This window comes from Parafrankia discariae (assembly GCF_000373365.1).
Taxonomy (GTDB): Bacteria; Actinomycetota; Actinomycetes; order Frankiales; family Frankiaceae; genus Parafrankia; species Parafrankia discariae.
The window spans coordinates 178,153-194,937 of the sequence record NZ_KB891208.1 but is presented as its reverse complement, the minus strand read 5'-3'; the positions used below and the strand labels follow the sequence as shown (position 1 = coordinate 194,937).

The window sequence follows — 16,785 nt, the reverse complement described above, 5'->3', positions numbered from 1 at the left end:
GGCTCAGAACGGGACGGTCGAGTAGGCCTGGAGCTTGGTCAGCTGGTGCTGGCTGTCGACCCGCCGGATCGTGCCCGAACGCGAGCGCATGACCAGCGACGACGTGTTCGCCCCGCCCGGCCGGTACCGAACCCCGGCGAGCAGTTCGCCGTCGGTGATGCCGGTGGCGACGAAGAAGATGTCCTCGCTGTTCACCAGGTCCCGGGTGTGCAGGACCCGGCCCGGGTCGTGCCCGGCGTCGAGGACCTTGACCCGCTCGGCGTCGTCGCGCGGCCAGAGCCGGCCCTGGATGACGCCGCCGATGCAGGTCACCGCGCACGCGGCGATGATCCCCTCGGGGGTTCCGCCGATGCCGAGCAGCATGTCCACCCCGGTGTCGGCCGAGGCCGCCATGACCGCGCCGGCGACGTCGCCGTCGGAGATGAGCTTGACGCGCGCCCCGGCGGTACGGATGTTCTCCACCAGCTCGGCGTGCCGGGGGCGGTCCAGGACCACGACCGTGACATCCCGCGGCAGGATGCCCTTGGCCTTCGCCACCGCGCGGACGTTGTCCTCCACCGAGGCGTCGATGTCGACGACGCTCGCCGCCTCCGGCCCGGTGACCAGCTTCTCCATGTAGAAACAGGCGCTGGCGTCGTACATCGAGCCACGCTCGCTGACCGCCATCACCGACACCGCGTTGTTCATGCCCTTGGACGTCAGCGTCGTCCCGTCCACCGGGTCGACCGCCACGTCGCACTCGGGGCCCTCGCCGGAGCCGACCTCCTCGCCGTTGAACAGCATGGGGGCCTCGTCCTTCTCCCCCTCGCCGATCACGACGACGCCCCGCATCGACACCGTCCCGACGAGGCGGCGCATCGCGTCCACAGCCGCCTGGTCGGCGCCGTTCTTGTCGCCCCGCCCGACCCAGCGGGCGGCGGCGAGCGCCGCGGCCTCGGTCACCCGGACCAGCTCCAGGGCGAGGTTCCGGTCAGGCGCCTGGCCCTGGACGGCGAGGGACTCGGGCACGGACGACTCGGTCAGGGAAGGGGTCTCGGCAGCCACGGGAGGAGCGTAGTTCGACACGGCGCCACGTGCCGGTGGTAGTGCCGCAAGTCCCGGTCCACGACCGGGCCGCCGGCGCCGTCACCGCCGCGACCAGCCCGTCAGCAGGCCTGCGACCAGCCTGTTTCCCGGCTGGCGGCGGGTCGGGGACCGGCCGTGGAGGCCACAGCGAGACGACCCGACGCGAGCCCGAAAAATTCTTTGGAAAGGTGCGCAACCTTCCCCTGAGGAACCGCGTCATACAGGTCGATACGGGTGGCCGTCACGCGGAGGGGGCGTGACGGCCACCCGCGCTCGTTTCGGGGCGTCACAGTCCCTTTCGGGGCGTCACAGTCCCTTTCGGGACGTCACAGTCCCTTTCGGGACGTCACGGCCGTTTCGGGGCGTCGCCGCCGCGGAACGGCCCCGCGTCAGGGCGTTCTCGAATCAGGGCGTCCCGGTGTCGAGCGGCCGGACGGCGGCGGCGAGGGTCTCCAGGTCGGCCCGGTCGGCGCCCCCGGGGCCGCCCCCGTCGTCGACGATCGTCGTGACCCCGTCGGCCACCCGGGTGATCGCCAGATGCCCGTCACCGTCACGTCGCTCGTCCCAGGCCTCGCCGGCGACGCTCACGGACCCGGTGGCGGGCCGGTCACCGAGAATCGACTGGACCGCGTCCGGGGCGTTGCTCTGGATGAACCGGGTGTAGGTCCGGTCGCCCGGCCGGTCGATGACGTACCCGATCGTGATCTGGGTGGTGTCCCCGTCGCTGGTGCCACCGGAGGGCAGCCTCATCCGGATCGACGTCGCCTTGAAGAAGTCGGGCAGGTCCGCGGGGGCCGAGGCCGGGTAGGGCGCCTGGCGCGCGTACGGCACCAGCGTGGACTCGGTGTCCACGACCTTCACCTCGGGATCCTCGCCACCGTGCGGCATCACGAAGACGTAGAACACCGCCACTCCCGCCAGCACCACGGCGAGAGAGAGCACCATGTCCCGAACTGTTTCCTGACCGCGTTGACGCGCCACGCCCTCATCTTCCGCTCCGACGGCGCCCTGATCCGACGCCGTCCGTACTCGACGTCCCTGTTCGATGTCCGTACTCGACGTCCGTGCTCGACGGAACCCGACCCTACGGCGCGCCGCAGCCCCGGCGTCCCGACCGGCCCCACCGAATGTGGGCCACCCCGCCGCGTCAGGAGGGGTCGGCGGCCGAGGCGGGGGTCAGGCGGGCTCGGGCGCCGTCGAGGAGGCGCTGGCAGAGGGCGGCCAGCTCCTCGCCGCGTTCCCAGAGCGCGAGGGACTCCTCAAGCGCGCAGCCCCCGGCCTCCAGCCTGCGGACGACATCCTCCAGCTCGGCGCGAGCCGCCTCGAAGGTGAGCCCTGAGGTGGCCTCAGCGGTGGCGTCTGAGTCGGGTCCGACGGCGGGGCTCCGCTGACGGTCGGGATCGGTCATCTGAGTTCTCCTGTCGCGAACGGCCCCGGGAGCGCCCGGGAACCGCTCGGGAACCACGTGGTGGTCATTCGGCCCGGGCGGCGAAGGTGCCACCGGCGACCCGGACGGCCAGCGGATCACCGGCCTCGACCTCGGCCGGCGCGCGGATCACCGTGCCGTCCGCCTTCTGGACCAGGGCGTAGCCGCGCTCCAGCGTGGCCGCCGGGGACAGCGCCCGCATCCGGGCCGCCGCGTGGACGAGGTCGCGCTCGGCGACGTCCACCGCGTGGGTGAGACAGCGCAGCGAGCGCGAGCGCAGCGCGTCGAGGGCCTGCTCACGCCGGTCGACCTCGCGCAGCGGGGCCGCCAGGACGGGCCGGGCCCGCAGGTCCGCCAGCCGGCGCCCCTCCAGGTCGAGGCGGTGCGCGAGCACCCGGCGGGCCCGCCCGCGCAGGGCCTCCACCAGCGCCGACTGTTCCGCGACGTCGGGCACCACGCGCTTGGCGGCGTCGGTCGGCGTGGAGGCTCGGACGTCGGCCACGAAATCGAGCAGAGGTGTGTCCTGCTCGTGTCCAATAGCCGACACGACAGGTGTCCGGGCGGCGACAACGGCGCGCAGCAGAGCCTCGTCCGAGAACGGAAGAAGATCTTCCAGGGAGCCGCCGCCGCGGGCGATGACGATCACCTCGACCGTGTGGTCGGCGTCCAGATCGGCCAGCGCGTCGAGGATCTGGGTCACCGCGAGCGGGCCCTGGACGGCCACCTCACGTAGTTCGACCCGTACCGCGGGCCACCGGCGACGGGCGTTCTCGATCACGTCGCGCTCGGCGGCGGATGCACGCCCGGTGATGAGGCCGACCGCGGCCGGCAGGAACGGGAGCCGCCGTTTGCGGCTGGCCGCGAAGAGCCCCTCGGCCGCGAGCGTGGCCTTCAGCCGCTCCAGCCGGGCCAGCAGCGCCCCGGCCCCGAGCGGGCGAATCTCCACTACGGCAAGGGCCAGCGTGCCCCGGTTGGGGTAGAAGCTGGGCCGGCCCCAGACCACCACCCGGGCCCCGTCGACGAGCCCGGGGCCGACCGCGTCGCACACCGCCCGGGGGCAGGTGACCCGCAGGGAGACGTCCGCGACGGGGTCGCGCAGGGTGAGGAAAACGGTGTTCAGGCCCGGCCGGCGGGAGATCTCGGTGACCTGACCTTCCACCCATACGCGGCCGAGCCGGGAGATCCAGTCACCCATCGCCCGGGAGATCGTCCGCACCGGGAGCGGCTCGTCCGGGGTCGAGGTGAGGGGCACCCCCGAACCGTACGACCTCCCCCCACGGGGGAAGGTCACCGGCGGGCCGGACGATGCTGTCCATCCGGTGATGCTCCGCTCGCCGCTCTTCCAGCCTCGCCGCTCCCGCGTAGACTGCTGCGACATGGGGCGGGTCTTGTTGGCCAAGCCGCGCGGCTACTGCGCGGGTGTCGATCGCGCGGTCCAAACCGTCGAGAAGGCACTCGATCTGTACGGGTCGCCGGTGTATGTACGCAAGCAGATCGTGCACAACGCCCACGTCGTCAAGACGCTGGAAGCGAAGGGCGCGATCTTTGTCGAAGAGACCGACGAGGTGCCTCACGGCGCCACGGTGGTGTTCTCGGCGCACGGCGTGGCACCGACGGTCCATGAGGAGGCTTCCTCGCGTCAGCTTCGCACCATTGACGCGACGTGCCCCCTCGTAACCAAGGTCCACTCCGAGGCGCGTCGGTTCGCCAAGGAGGATCTGGACATCCTCCTCATCGGTCATGAGGGCCACGAGGAGGTAGTAGGCACCACCGGCCAGGCGCCGGACCGTATCCATCTCGTCGACGGTCCCGAGGACGCGGCCGCTGTGAAGGTCCGGGACCCGAAACGGGTCGCGTTCCTCTCGCAGACGACGCTCTCGGTCGACGAGACGCAGACCACGGTCAGGGCCCTGCGCGAACGGTTCCCGCATCTGCAGGGGCCGCCGAGCGACGACATCTGCTACGCCACCCAGAACCGTCAGGTGGCCGTCAAGGAGATCGCCGAGAAGGTCGACCTGCTCATCGTGGTCGGCTCGCCGAACTCCTCCAACTCGGTCCGGCTCGTCGAGGTCGCCCTCGACGCCGGTGCGCCGAAGTCGTTCCTGGTGGACGACTGCTCCGAGGTGGATGAGAGCTGGCTCGACGATGTCGAGACGGTCGGTGTGACGAGCGGGGCGTCCGTCCCCGAGGAACTCGTCACCGGGGTCATGGCGTGGCTGGCGGACCGCGGGTTCAACGACGTCGAGGAAGTCACCTCGGCGGACGAGCACCTGCTGTTCGCCCTTCCGCCGGAGCTGCGTCGCGACATGCGCGCCCGGGAGCGGGCCGCGGGCGCCTGACGCTCGCTCATCCGTCGGCGCCGGCGGCAGTCGTCGGCGCCGGCATCGCCACCAACACCAACGGGCCGTCCAGCCACCGCCGGAAGTTCCGGTCGGTCGTGCTGCCGGCGGCCACCTCACGCCAGGGTCACCGCGCGTGGTGTGAGGACCGTGTCCCACCGGGCGGCCGCGCCGTCCGGTCGGGTGATCGTCGACGCCCGTGCTGGTCACCGGCTTCGCTCGTAGCTCGGTCCATCTGTCTGAGTCCGCTCCGTCCGGTGTCGCGCCCCCCTGGTGCGGCACCGGACGTTCGTCTGTGGCGCCCCGGTGCCCGGTGCCGACCCCCGGCCCACCATCCGCGCCGGGCTCGTCGCGGGCGGTGTGACGAGCGCCCGTCGGGAACGCCGGCCAAGGCGACGGATGCACCTGATGTCCTAGGGTCGGCAGTGGCCTGTCATCGCCAGCGCCGCGGGAGAGTTCCGCGGACAGCCGGATCGGCGGCAAGCCAGATCAAGGTCGACGGACATCTCGGGAGATCGGCGCATGAGCGAGCACGAGTCATGAGCGAGCAGGAATACCGCATCGAGCACGACAGCATGGGTGACGTGCGGGTGCCGGCCGCGGCGAAGTGGCGAGCGCAGACGCAACGGGCGGTCGAGAACTTCCCCGTCTCCGGCCAGCGCATCTCGCGCGCGCACATCGCCGCGCTCGCGCGGATCAAGGCCGCGGCCGCGACCGTGAACGCCAAGCTCGGCGTTCTCGACGGTGACATCGCCTCGGCGATCGCCGAGGCCGCCGGCGAGGTCGCCCGGGGAGACTGGGACACCCAGTTCCCGCTCGACGTCTTCCAGACCGGCAGCGGCACGTCGTCCAACATGAACACCAACGAGGTGCTGGCGTCGCTCGCCTCGGAGCGGCTCGGCCGGGCCGTTCACCCGAACGACCACGTGAACGCCTCGCAGTCGTCGAACGACGTGTTCCCGTCCTCGATCCATGTGGCGGCGACCCAGGGGATCGTGCACGAGCTGATCCCCGCGCTCGACCACCTGGCCGTCTCGCTGGAGCGCAAGGCGACCGAGTTCGCCGAGGTGGTCAAGTCGGGGCGCACCCACCTGATGGACGCGACGCCGGTGACCCTCGGCCAGGAGTTCGGCGGGTACGCGGCGGCCGTCCGGCTGGGTGTCGAGCGGCTGGGCGACGCGCTGCCCCGGATCGGCGAACTGCCGCTGGGCGGCACGGCGGTCGGCACCGGTATCAACACCCCGCCCGGGTTCTCCGCGGCGGTCATCGAGGAGCTGGCGGCGAGCACCGGGCTGCCGCTCACCGAGGCCCGTAACCACTTCGAGGCCCAGGCCTCGCGGGACGGCCTCGTCGAGGCGTCCGGCGTGCTGCGGGTGATCGCGGTGTCGCTGTACAAGATCTCAAACGACCTGCGGTGGGCGTCCTCGGGCCCGCGGGCCGGGCTGGGCGAGATCAGGCTGCCGGACCTGCAGCCCGGGTCGTCGATCATGCCCGGCAAGGTGAACCCGGTCATCCCCGAGGCGGTCTGCCAGGTGGTGGCCCAGGTCATCGGCAACGACGCGGCGGTGGCGTTCGGCGGCTCGGCCGGCAACTTCGAGCTCAACGTGATGCTGCCGGTCATCGCCCGCAACCTGCTCGAGTCGATCCACATCCTGTCGACGATCAGCCGGCTGTTCGCCGACCGCTGCGTCGACGGCATCGTGGCGGACGTCGAGCGCTGCCGCCGTTACGCGGAGTCCTCGCCGTCGGTCGTGACGCCGCTGAACAAGTACATCGGCTACGAGGAGGCGGCCAAGGTCGCCAAGCAGTCGCTGGCCGAGGAGAAGACGATCCGCGAGGTCGTGATCGAGCGCGGGTACGTCCAGGCCGGCAAGCTCACCGAGGCCGAGCTGGACAGCGCCCTCGACGTCCTGTCGATGACGCACCCGTAGGCACCGAGCACCCACCCGTAGGTCGGGCCGGTGGGACGGACCGGTGACCGCACCCGTGTGGCGGACGCCCGCGGGCGCGCGCCCCGTGCCGCCGGCACCCTCGGGCGCGCCCGGCCCGTCGGTGCGCTCGATCAGGCGGGGCGAGGAACGGACCCGGCTCCACGAACGTGCGGGAGCCGGGTCCCGATGCCGACGCCTGCGCTCCCGGCCAGCTGGCCGGGAGCACGCCATCCCCACGGCAGGTCGGCACAACCCCGTCGCGAGAGCCGTGGAAGACCCCCCAGCCAGCCTCCACGACCCCCGCGACCCCCGATGCCCTGTCCAACGAGGCGGCCCGGCTTTCGTTACGGGTCGCCGCTCGGATTTTCGGGCTCCGCCGGCCACCGGCCGGGGCGGCCCGGGTGAGCACAGGGGGACCACGCCGTCCCCCACGTCGGCGTGTGACGATGGGAACGCAAGCCACGACATGGCGCGACAGGTGTGACGTTCTGGGGACCTGGGCGAGAAAACGGCGTAACAACACCGATCGCCGGGGGTTCCGGGCCCCCCGGGCGGATAGCCTCGGCGCGACACGATAAATGACAGGGGGAAACGACGTGCACGAGGTCGATGTCCTTGTCATCGGTTCCGGGCCCGGCGGGCAGAAGGCCGCCATCGCCGCGGCCAAGCTCGGGCGCAGCGTCGCGGTCGTCGACAAGCGGGACATGATCGGCGGGGTCTGCATCAACACCGGCACCATCCCGTCCAAAACGCTGCGCGAGGCCGTCATGTACCTGACGGGCCTGGCCCAGCGAGAGGTCTACGGGCAGAGCTACCGGCTCAAGGACGAGATCACGGTCGCGGACCTCTCCGCGCGGACACAGCACGTGATCGGCCGCGAGATCGACGTGATCCGCAGCCAGCTCACCCGCAACCGGGTCCAGGTCCTCTCCGGGCTCGCCACCTTCCTCGACCCGAACACCGTGAGCGTGCGCGGCCCGGGCGGCGTCGAGGAGCGACAGGTCCGCGCCAACAAGATCATCATTGCCACCGGCACCCGGCCGGCCCGGCCCGACTCGGTGGACTTCGACGGCCGCACGGTCGTCGACAGCGACCAGATCCTCGACATCGACCGGATCCCCGGCTCGATGGTCGTGGTCGGCGCCGGGGTCATCGGCATCGAGTACGCCTCGATGTTCGCGGCGCTGGGCACGAAGGTGACCGTCGTCGAGCGGCGCGACCGGATGCTGGACTTCTGCGACCTGGAGATCATCGAGGCGCTCAAGTACCAGCTGCGCGACCTCGCGGTGACCTTCCGGTTCCGCGAGTCCGTGGTCTCCGTGGAACGCCACAACGGCGGCACCCTCACGACGCTGGAGAGCGGCAAGAAGATCCCCGCCGACACCGTCATGTACTCCGCCGGGCGGCAGGGGCTCACCGAGGTGCTCCAGCTCCAGAACGCGGGCCTCTCCGCGGACAACCGCGGCCGGATCCTGGTCGGCCCGGACTTCCGCACCGAGGTCGACCACATCTACGCCGTCGGCGACGTGATCGGCTTCCCGGCCCTGGCGGCGACGTCCATGGAGCAGGGGCGGCTGGCCGCCTACGCGGCGTGCGGCGAGCCGGCCACCGGGATGCGGGCCGAGCTGATGCCGATCGGCATCTACACGATCCCGGAGATCTCCTACGTCGGCAACACCGAGGACGAGCTCACCGAGCGCTCGGTGCCCTTCGAGGTGGGCATCGCCCGCTACCGCGAGCTGGCCCGCGGCGCGATCCTCGGCGACTCCTACGGCATGCTCAAGCTCCTGGTGAGCCCCGAGGACGGCCGGCTGCTCGGCATCCACGTCTTCGGCACCGGGGCCACCGAGCTGGTCCACATCGGCCAGGCCGTGATGGGCTGCGGCGGGACGGTCAACTACCTGGTCGACACCGTCTTCAACTACCCGACCCTGGCGGAGTCCTACAAGGTCGCCGCGCTCGATGCGATGAACAAGATGCGGGCGGTGGCCCGAATCTCGGGCCGCCACATCTGACGGCCCGAGCGGCGGTCGGCCGGCTGGCACCGCCGGGCTGGCTGGCACCGCCCGGCTGGCTGGCACCGCCGACCGGCTGGCGTCAGCCGGTCGGCTGACCACCCGCGGGCGGCAGCGGCAGGACGTCCGCGACGATCTCGTGGCGGTGCCGGCGGCGGTGCGGGGCCGGGCTGTCGTAGACGACCAGCAGCGCCTGCCCGCCGGAGCCCTCCGGATCGGGGATCAGGGTGATACCCTCGGCGTGGTCCACTCCGTCGCCGTAGGGGACGTCCATGATCTCCTCCAGGGCGGTGCCACGCACCACGACGGAGGTCTCCGCCCGCACCGCGCCCCGCCAGGCGTGGATGCGGACCGGGCCGTCGAGGTCCATGGTCGGCCCGGCGAGGACGAGCAGGTCATCCCCGTGGGCGATCATGTCGCGCACCCCGAGGCCACCCAGGTCGAGGAAGTGCTTGCGGTAGAGGCCGTCGTCGAGCGGGGCGAGCAGCAGGTCGGGGCCGTCGCTACCGGCCAGCCGCAGCTCGACGACGACCGCCCAGCCGCGCAGCACCGGGCCCCGCAGGCCCAGGTAGATCCGCTCCCCCACGACGGCCAGGCCCTCGATGTCCAGGCCGTTGTCCTTGCTGGGGATCGCTAGGAAGGGCCCCAGGTGCGGGTCGTCGCGCAGCGCGCGGGTGATCCGGGTGCTCTTGCGCAGGCCCAGGGCCGCCGCCGTCAGCTTCCGACCCGGGTTCGTCGGGTCCGGCGCCGACGCGGCCAGCACGGGCCCGTCGGGCGTGTCCACGACCGGTATCCGGCCGATGATGTGCCGGTTGGCGTTGTTGCTCACCTTGGCGAGCCGGGCCAGTGCGGCCTCGGTGGCGTGCTCCGCCCGGACCCGCTTGCGCGTCCGGGCGTGCGACCCGGTGAACCACAGGTACCCGCCGGCGAGGTCCAGACCCTCGATGTCGATCTCCGGCACGACCCCGTCGGCGTCGGCCGGCTCGGGCAGCTCCAGGAAGTCGCTCACCTCGAAGCTCACGTGCTCGCCGTAGCTGCCGCCGTCCGCCGAGCGGGTCACCCGCTCGATCGTCACCGTCTCGTCGCCGCCCAGCCACAGGTGGCTGCCGTCGTGGCGCACCGTCGACAGTGACTCGGCGATGTCGAGCACCTTGTGGTCGTCGACGAACCGGATCGGAATCGTGTCCACGCCGCTCCCCTTCACCGGCACCCGGCCGCCGGCACCCGTCCCAGGAGCCTACGACCGTGCCCCGCCGTCAGCCGGACATTGCCCAGGACCAGACAGGACATCCGGTCTGGACGTCTGGCCTGGATGTCTGGCCTGGACGTTCTCCCGGTCCGGCGGGAGCTGTCCGGGCGGGAGCGGCAACGCTGACCGAATCACTTTCAGCTAAAAATCAATCCGTATTACTCGGATCTTTAGCTGACCGACCCCCCGACTCCGGTCAGGAGACGGGCCGACAGGGTGCTCGACGGGCCGGCTCCGGCGCCGTCCGCCCGAGGGGAATCGCGGGCGGAGGGCGCGGCGGGGGCCGTACCGGGAGCGGACGGGCCCGCCGTGGCCTGGGCCCGTATCGAGGCGCAGGCGATGCGGCTGACCAGCGCGAATGACCATCGCCGACAGGATCGGCCGTCCCCACCGGCCGGATCCGCGCGCTGCCACCAGTTGTGTGTAGCGGCGGCCGGGGCGCACGGGAAGAGCGGTGCGCGTATTGTTTCGCGCATTTCACCGGCCACCGCCACCAGGCCGGTCGACGCCCTGGTCGGGAAACGACCCCGACCCGGACCCGTCACATCACTGAACACGGTGTCCTGGGGCCGTTCAGGGCTGCTCTCGGCCGCCCGGAGCGGTCAGACCTCGGCGCGGTTGGAGGCCAGCCGGAGCTTGTCGCCGAGCTTGCCGCGGACGTCGGCGAGGTTCACCCAGCGACGGGAGATCCCCCGGGCCGACGGCTCGGGCAGCGTGCGGTCGTCGACATGCAGCAGGAAGGTGGCCTCGTAGTGCACGTGCTCGGGCTCGCTGAGCGCGGGGACGGCGTCGATGGGATGGGCCGTCACGTCAACCGGCAGCACGCTCGCCGGGATGAGGCCGTTCGCCTCGATGTCGGCCTCCGCCGCGAGATGACGCAGCGCGGCGCCGAGCAGCGACTGGTCCTCGGGGTCGATGTGCCCGCCCGGCAGCCGCCAGTTCCTGGCCGGACGCCGCCTGGTCTGCAGCACCCGCCAGTCGGGCGAGACCAGCACCGCGCTGCACGTCACATGGGCCGGAGTCGTGGTGCGGGTGACGATGGCCGGCCCGTGCAGCGCGAGCACGATCAGCGAGCGTAGTAGGTCCGTCTCGTCGGGGTTGGCCTCGATGTACCCCAGCGCAACACCGATCACCGCGTTGTTCGTGACCGCCACAAAAGGAACGTACAGGGGTAAGCCGCCCAAGACACCCCCCAAACGGGGTGACACTTATCGGACTGTCTCCGTACACACTCCCTGACTCCACGTATGGATGATGTGGGCACAGTGGGCTAAAACGCCATGCCCAGCCGGCCTGACGATCAGTCGTCGGAATCGCGCGACCCTGCCGCCCGCCGAGCCCCGGCGAGCCGCGCCGACAGCGCGTGCCGACACCGGGCCCGGGGCGACGGTGGTCCCGCCTCCGGATGGCATGTACTTCCCTGTCCCCTGGTTGTCCCCGGCCCAATCCACTTGTTCGCAGGGGATGTCGGGAGATCCACGGGAGGTTCACGGGGGTCCGAGTTCCGGGATGCGGGGCGCCGTCGCGTTCGTGACACGATGCGACGGGTTCGGACGATGTGCCGCTAGGGTGTCCTCAGTCGATCTTGTGTGGATCCGCCGCATGACGGGCCACGGCGGCACGGCACGATCACGAGCACGGGGAGGACCGGGCATGCCGAACATCACCCTCACCCAGGTCGGGCGGCGGGTATGCCGGGGCAGGCTGCTGGCGGTGGGGCTGGCGGCCGTGGCCGCCGTCACCCTCGCCGGCTGCAACGGCTCCGACAGCGACCTGGACGTCCCGCGGCCCTCGGCGAGCCTGCCCACCAGCCTTCCGACCAGCCTGCCCAGCGGCCTGCCGACGTCGCTGCCGACCTCCCTGCCGACGTCGATCCCGACCGCGCTCCCGACGTCGCTGCCCGGCGTCGGCCGGGTCGACACGGCGACCGGGGCGGAGGCGCTGCGCGGCACGAACATCCCGCCCGACTTCCCGATCCCGCCCGGCGCCACCGTGAAGGTGGGGACGACCGCCGGCAGTCGTTCCACGTTCACGATGGAGGGTGTGGACAGCGACGCCGCCCGCGCCTTCTACCGCCAGGCGCTGCCGGCCGCCGGGTACGAGATCACCCGGGACGTCGGTGTCGCCGGCATCGCCAGCTCGATCGAGTTCCGGGGCAAGGGCGTGACCGGGACGATCGGGGCCGCCGGCGTCGGCTCCGCGAACGCGATCGCGGCCGTCTTCCAGAAGCAGTAGTTCGACCGGCCCGGCGGATCACCGCCGGGCCGAAGCGGGACCGCCGGGCGGTCCGTCACCGGGCCATCGCGCGCGGCGACGGCAGGGCGAACTGGTCGCGGATCTCGGCCTGGACCTCCAGGACGGAGCGCCGCGCGTCGACCACCGCGACCTGCTCCTTGCGCTGGAAGATCTCCATCACCGGCCGGGTCTTCGCGTGGTACTCCGACAGCCGCACCGCCAGGGCCTCCGGATTGTCGTCGGAGCGGGTCACCAGCGCGCCCCCGCAGACGTCGCAGGTGTCCTCGATCTGCGGGCGGCTGGCGATCAGGTTGTAGTCGAGGCCGCACCGCGAGCACAGCCGGCGGGCCAGCACCCGGCGCACGACCTCCTCGTCCGGCAGGTCGAGGTAGATGACGCCGTCTATGTCGTAGCTCTCCAGGAAGAACTCCGCCTGCCGGGCGTTGCGCGGGAAGCCGTCGATGATGAACCCGTAGTTCCAGTCGTGCTCGGTGAGGCGGGTGCGGACCACCGACTCGACGAGGTCGTCGCCCACCAGGTGCCCGCTGGCCACGATCCGCCGCACCTGCGCGCCGATCTTGGTGTGGTTCTGCACGTTCCAGCGGAACACGTCACCCACGCTGATGTGGACCAGGTCGAGCTCGTCGGCCATCAGCTTCGCCTGCGTCCCCTTCCCACTGCCCTGCACGCCCATGATCACGAACTTGCGCACGGTGCCTCCCCGCGTGCTCGACGGCCTGTGGTCGGGCGGCTCCCCACCCAGCCGACGACCCGTGCGGCGGGGAGCCCTGATCTGGCTGCCGATGGCGCCATGGGTACGAGCGTTCCGGCTCCGGGCGGCTGTCCCACGCGCCCACGTTCCCACCCGCCCCTGCTGCGCGTACCCCTCAAGAATGATGCCGGACCGGCCTGCGCCCCCGCGTCCGCCGCGGGCACGTTAGGAGGGATTCCCGGCCGTCGCGGCGCGCGACATCCGCCACCCGTGGCGGTGGCCACCCCGCTCGCGGACGTCCGGACCCCACCCGCGCCCCCGACCGGGAGCGGCCCGGCGGGCACCCACCGGCTGAATCCCCCAGGATGGCACCCCCCATTAGGGGGAGGCGGCTGCGACCGAACGCGACTGAGACGTCAGGATGGACAAACGCAGGATCGCGTGACGATTCGGGACGGGTGGGACGGCCGCGGCGCGGCGGGTGCTCCCGGATCACAGAAGGAGAATCGGGTGCCTGGGGTAATTCGCCGGCTGCTCGGTGGCGGGATTGCCGCCGCCCTGCTCGCCGTGACCGTCGCGGCGTGTGACTCGGGCGGTGACGCGCCCGCCGCGCCCGCCGAGGTGGTGCTCGAACGCGCGGCCGAGACGACCGTCCCGTTCAGCGTGGACAACGCGGGCGAGGTCGTGCTCGACGTGACCACGTCCGCCCCGGGCGCCTCCTGGGGAACGGTCGGTTCCGAGTCCGCCGTGGTCTCCGTGTTCGTCGACGGCACCTACACGACGGACGTGGTGATCCCCGCGTCGTTCCCGACCCGGCACGGCCTGGCCCTCGGCGCGCTCACCCCCGGGAAGCACAACCTGCGACTGCTGTTCGCCGGGGACCGCTCCCCGCAGGGGTCGTCCACGGCGAAGCTGTCGGACTTCGCCTTCCGCACGATCGCGGCCGGCGACCCGCACTACGCGGCGGCCCGCAACGCCCCGGTGATCTACGGGCGCACGACGGTCAACCCCGCGCTCCTGCCCGGGACGCCGGCGACCGGCCCCTTCCAGAACGCCCTGACCGACTCCCCGCTCGTCGCCTTCTACTCCGAGGCCCCGACCGCGGTCTCCGGGCACCGACTGATCACCTACTCCATGGTCTGGAGCAACGAGGACGGCGGGACGTCCACTCCCGCGCTGATGGCCCGCTGGGGGCGGACCACCGACATCGAGTGGACCTACCAGGTCGAGGTCGACGCCGCCGGCAACGCCGTGCCGGGCAGTGCCGTGATCCAGGCGCCCGAGCACGTCCAGGCCCCGTTCACCGGACGTCTCGAGGGCACCCACCCCGTCCTGCAGACCTGCACGCTGAACAACAACATGTGCGACCGGACCGACGGCCAGATGCGCTTCTCGCTCGCCCTGGGCGAGCCGCTGGACCAGGCGGACGAGGCCCGCGAGCGGGCCATGGACCGCAACCCGTGGACGTACTGGGTGATGGCCCAGGAGGTGAACCGCGAGGGCAAGGTGACCGAGGCCCCCGAGGCATCGTCCACCGACCTGATCAGCGACCCCCGCAACTACCTGTACCTGGTCATCCGCAAGAGCACGCTGGGCCAGCCGAACACCGACGACGCCTGGGTCGGGCTGTCCGTGGGCGTCCGCCTGTCCGGCAACCCCAACACGTTCCGCTCCAGCGGCGTGTACCCGGCGTGGTCCATCCAGCGGGACTCCCCCGCGCAGACCGCGATCGCGCTCCCGCCCGGCACCGTCGCCGAGGACATCGCCTCCATCCAGGCGACCCGGCTGATCGGCGAGGGGTACGACACCGGGGCACGCATCCAGGTCGACTCGATCGAGCAGGCGTTCTTCCTCGGTCCGGACGGCCTGCCGCAGAAGTCCTTCCTCTTCACGCCGGCCAAGGCCACGCTGACCGCCGCGGCTCCCACCGCCACGCTGTTCCGCCGGCCCACCGCCGGTTCGTAGCCGGCGGCGCTTCCGCGCCAGCTCCTGTTTTCGTTCCTGTTCCCGCTGCTGTTTCCCGCTGTGCTCCCCTGCTCAACCCGGCCGCAGCGCGGTCAGGACGGGCGCGTCGCCGTGGACGGCGAGGCCGGCCCCGCGCGGGCCGGGAGCGGCCGGGTCGAGCCGCCCCCACAACGCGAGCAGGACGGGCCCGGCCGGCCCCCGCAGCGCGGCGTCCCCTCTGGCGTGCTCGGGCGTCACCGTGACGGCGGGGCCGGCCAGGCGCACCAGCCACTCGCCGGGCAGGTCGGTGAGGTGCACGTGCGCGGTGCCCTCGCCCGGCGGCGAGATGCCGGCGGCGCGCGCATCAGCCGAAGTGTCGCAGCATCGGAGCCATGCCGCCGGCACCGACCGGGCCGGTCAGTCCGGGGGGACCACCAGGGCGGGCTCGCCCAGGTCGGACGCCAGCCGGGCCCACAGGCCGTCCGCCTGGTCGAGGGCGGACGTCGTGCGCGCCAGCAGGGTGGCCGGCGGGACGGGCGTGCCGTCGAAGAGGTTGCCGCACGCCTGCGCCGCGCCCGCGTAGGCCGCGGCACCGTCGGACCAGCTCCGGGCCACCGAGTCCAGTGGCGCGGCCGGGAGCGCGGTCGCGTCCCGGGACGCCCGGTCCAGCACCTCGCAGGCCGGCCGCAGCGAGATCCCGTCGTTCGCGCCGATGTGGGTGCGCACGTCGGTCGCCGCCCGGGCGACGTCCGTGCGCACCGCCGACGTGGACTGGTACCAGTCGGCCAGCTCGGCCTCGAGATCGATGGTCGGGGGCGCGGCCGCGCCGGTCTCGGCGTCCGCGCCGTCACCACCGATCAGGAACCACACCCCGATCACCGCGACGAGCCCGACGGCGGCGAGCAGGGCCAGCCCGATCCGCTGTTCCGGGCGGCTGAGTTCGTCCCACGTCCGGTGGTCGTTGTTACGGCGAGCCACATGTTCCCCCACGCGCCGAAGTGTGCAGGCACAGAACAGACGCGCAGGCGCCCCGCGACGTTGCGATACCCCGGGGCGCCGCGACTGGCGGAACCCGTCGTACCCGCCGTCTACCGTGATACGGCGTCGGGCCCGGCGGGCCCGGCTCGTGATGTCACTCGCCCATGAACGGGGTAGCCATGCGGGTGAAGGATCTTCCGGCGCGGGAACGGCCACGCGAGCGGGTCCTGGCCGCGGGCGCCGAGGCGCTCGCCGACCGCGAGCTGCTGGCGCTCCTGCTCGGGTCGGGCACGCCCGGATGTGACGCGGTCGATCTCGCCGGGCGGCTCATCGCGCGCCACGGTGGGCTGTACGAGCTCTCCCGGGCCGACCCGCAGGAGCTGATCGGTCAGCCCGGGGTGGGACCGGCGAAGGCGGCCCGGGTCTGCGCGGCCTTCCACCTGGGCCGGCGCGCCCGGCCCCCGGCGGCGGGCGTCTCCGGGGTGACCAGCACGGCGGCGCTGGCCGAGGCCGCCGCACCGCTGCTGCGTGGCCTGCGCGGCGAGCGGGTGGTCGTGGTCGTCTGCGACGGCAACGCGGCCGTCCTGCGGGCGAGGCTGCTCACCCAGGGCACGTCCGGCCACAGCCCACTGGGCCTGCGCGACCTGCTCGGGTACGTGCTGCGCTGCGGCGGCTCGGCGTTCGGCGTGGCCCACAACCACCCCGACGGCAACCCCGAGCCGAGCGCGGACGACCGCCGGGTCACCACCCGGCTGCGGGAGTCGGCCGCGCTGCTGGGCCTGCGCTTCCTCGACCACGTGATCATCACCGACGAGACGTGGCGCCGGGTGGTGGACGCCTGAGCCCGCAGGCCGGACCCACCCCGCGGGCGGGACCCACGCCCACCGGCCC

Annotated in this window: 15 protein-coding genes; 6 read left to right on the top strand and 9 right to left on the bottom strand. The window is 72.4% G+C overall.

What is annotated here, in order from left to right; all coding sequences use genetic code 11:
- Positions 1 to 3 precede the first annotated feature (3 nt).
- The 4 genes from glpX to xseA form a co-directional block, all read right to left on the bottom strand.
- Positions 4 to 1,044, bottom strand: a complete 1,041-nt coding sequence (gene glpX / locus B056_RS0112275; protein WP_018502162.1) for a class II fructose-bisphosphatase — start codon at positions 1,042 to 1,044, stop codon at positions 4 to 6.
- 426 nt (positions 1,045 to 1,470) lie between these two features.
- Positions 1,471 to 2,046, bottom strand: coding sequence for a DUF4245 domain-containing protein (locus B056_RS0112270; RefSeq protein WP_076784684.1), 576 nt, complete (start codon positions 2,044 to 2,046; stop codon positions 1,471 to 1,473).
- A gap of 166 nt (positions 2,047 to 2,212) precedes the next feature.
- Positions 2,213 to 2,473, bottom strand: a complete 261-nt coding sequence (locus tag B056_RS0112265; protein ID WP_051105596.1) for an exodeoxyribonuclease VII small subunit — start codon at positions 2,471 to 2,473, stop codon at positions 2,213 to 2,215.
- 64 nt (positions 2,474 to 2,537) lie between these two features.
- Positions 2,538 to 3,743, bottom strand: coding sequence for an exodeoxyribonuclease VII large subunit (gene xseA / locus B056_RS0112260; protein ID WP_018502159.1), 1,206 nt, complete (start codon positions 3,741 to 3,743; stop codon positions 2,538 to 2,540).
- 124 nt (positions 3,744 to 3,867) lie between these two features.
- Between xseA and B056_RS0112255 the strand changes: the two genes are divergently transcribed.
- From B056_RS0112255 to sthA, 3 genes are all read left to right on the top strand, one after another.
- Positions 3,868 to 4,830, top strand: a complete 963-nt coding sequence (locus B056_RS0112255; RefSeq protein WP_020572463.1) for a 4-hydroxy-3-methylbut-2-enyl diphosphate reductase — start codon at positions 3,868 to 3,870, stop codon at positions 4,828 to 4,830.
- A 539-nt stretch (positions 4,831 to 5,369) separates the two neighbouring features.
- A complete protein-coding gene (locus tag B056_RS0112245; RefSeq protein ID WP_018502156.1) occupies positions 5,370 to 6,761 on the top strand; it encodes a class II fumarate hydratase in 1,392 nt (463 codons plus the stop codon).
- A gap of 596 nt (positions 6,762 to 7,357) precedes the next feature.
- Complete coding sequence (gene sthA, locus B056_RS0112240; RefSeq protein ID WP_018502155.1) at positions 7,358 to 8,776, top strand: Si-specific NAD(P)(+) transhydrogenase; 1,419 nt, start codon at positions 7,358 to 7,360, stop codon at positions 8,774 to 8,776.
- A gap of 82 nt (positions 8,777 to 8,858) precedes the next feature.
- On the opposite strand, the gene B056_RS0112235 is transcribed toward sthA, so the two are convergent.
- Positions 8,859 to 9,965, bottom strand: a complete 1,107-nt coding sequence (locus tag B056_RS0112235) for a DUF3616 domain-containing protein (RefSeq protein ID WP_195905898.1) — start codon at positions 9,963 to 9,965, stop codon at positions 8,859 to 8,861.
- A gap of 662 nt (positions 9,966 to 10,627) precedes the next feature.
- Entirely contained in the window at positions 10,628 to 11,179 is a 552-nt protein-coding gene (locus B056_RS0112230) for an NUDIX domain-containing protein (RefSeq protein WP_018502153.1), read from the bottom strand.
- A gap of 499 nt (positions 11,180 to 11,678) precedes the next feature.
- Between B056_RS0112230 and B056_RS0112225 the strand changes: the two genes are divergently transcribed.
- Positions 11,679 to 12,260 (top strand): hypothetical protein, encoded by a 582-nt coding sequence (locus B056_RS0112225; protein WP_018502152.1) that lies wholly within the window; start codon positions 11,679 to 11,681, stop codon positions 12,258 to 12,260.
- Positions 12,261 to 12,315: 55 nt separating this feature from the next.
- Here B056_RS0112225 and B056_RS0112220 read toward each other — a convergent pair whose 3' ends face one another.
- A complete protein-coding gene (locus B056_RS0112220; RefSeq protein ID WP_018502151.1) occupies positions 12,316 to 12,972 on the bottom strand; it encodes an adenylate kinase family protein in 657 nt (218 codons plus the stop codon).
- 510 nt (positions 12,973 to 13,482) lie between these two features.
- On the opposite strand from B056_RS0112220, the gene B056_RS0112215 reads away from it, so the two are divergent.
- Positions 13,483 to 14,937, top strand: coding sequence for a hypothetical protein (locus tag B056_RS0112215; RefSeq protein WP_018502150.1), 1,455 nt, complete (start codon positions 13,483 to 13,485; stop codon positions 14,935 to 14,937).
- Positions 14,938 to 15,009: 72 nt separating this feature from the next.
- Here the strand turns inward: B056_RS0112215 and B056_RS0112210 are convergent, their stop codons facing one another.
- The gene (locus B056_RS0112210; RefSeq protein WP_020572462.1) at positions 15,010 to 15,234 is read right to left on the bottom strand and encodes a hypothetical protein; all 225 of its coding nucleotides are present in this window, start codon (positions 15,232 to 15,234) and stop codon (positions 15,010 to 15,012) included.
- A 99-nt stretch (positions 15,235 to 15,333) separates the two neighbouring features.
- Positions 15,334 to 15,906 carry a hypothetical protein gene (locus B056_RS0112205; RefSeq protein ID WP_230202957.1) on the bottom strand — a complete coding sequence of 191 codons (573 nt, stop codon included), beginning with the start codon at positions 15,904 to 15,906 and terminating at the stop codon, positions 15,334 to 15,336.
- A gap of 167 nt (positions 15,907 to 16,073) precedes the next feature.
- Here B056_RS0112205 and B056_RS0112200 point away from each other — a divergent pair, with 167 nt between their 5' ends.
- Positions 16,074 to 16,736 carry a JAB domain-containing protein gene (locus B056_RS0112200; RefSeq protein ID WP_018502147.1) on the top strand — a complete coding sequence of 221 codons (663 nt, stop codon included), beginning with the start codon at positions 16,074 to 16,076 and terminating at the stop codon, positions 16,734 to 16,736.
- The last annotated feature ends 49 nt before the right edge of the window (positions 16,737 to 16,785 follow it).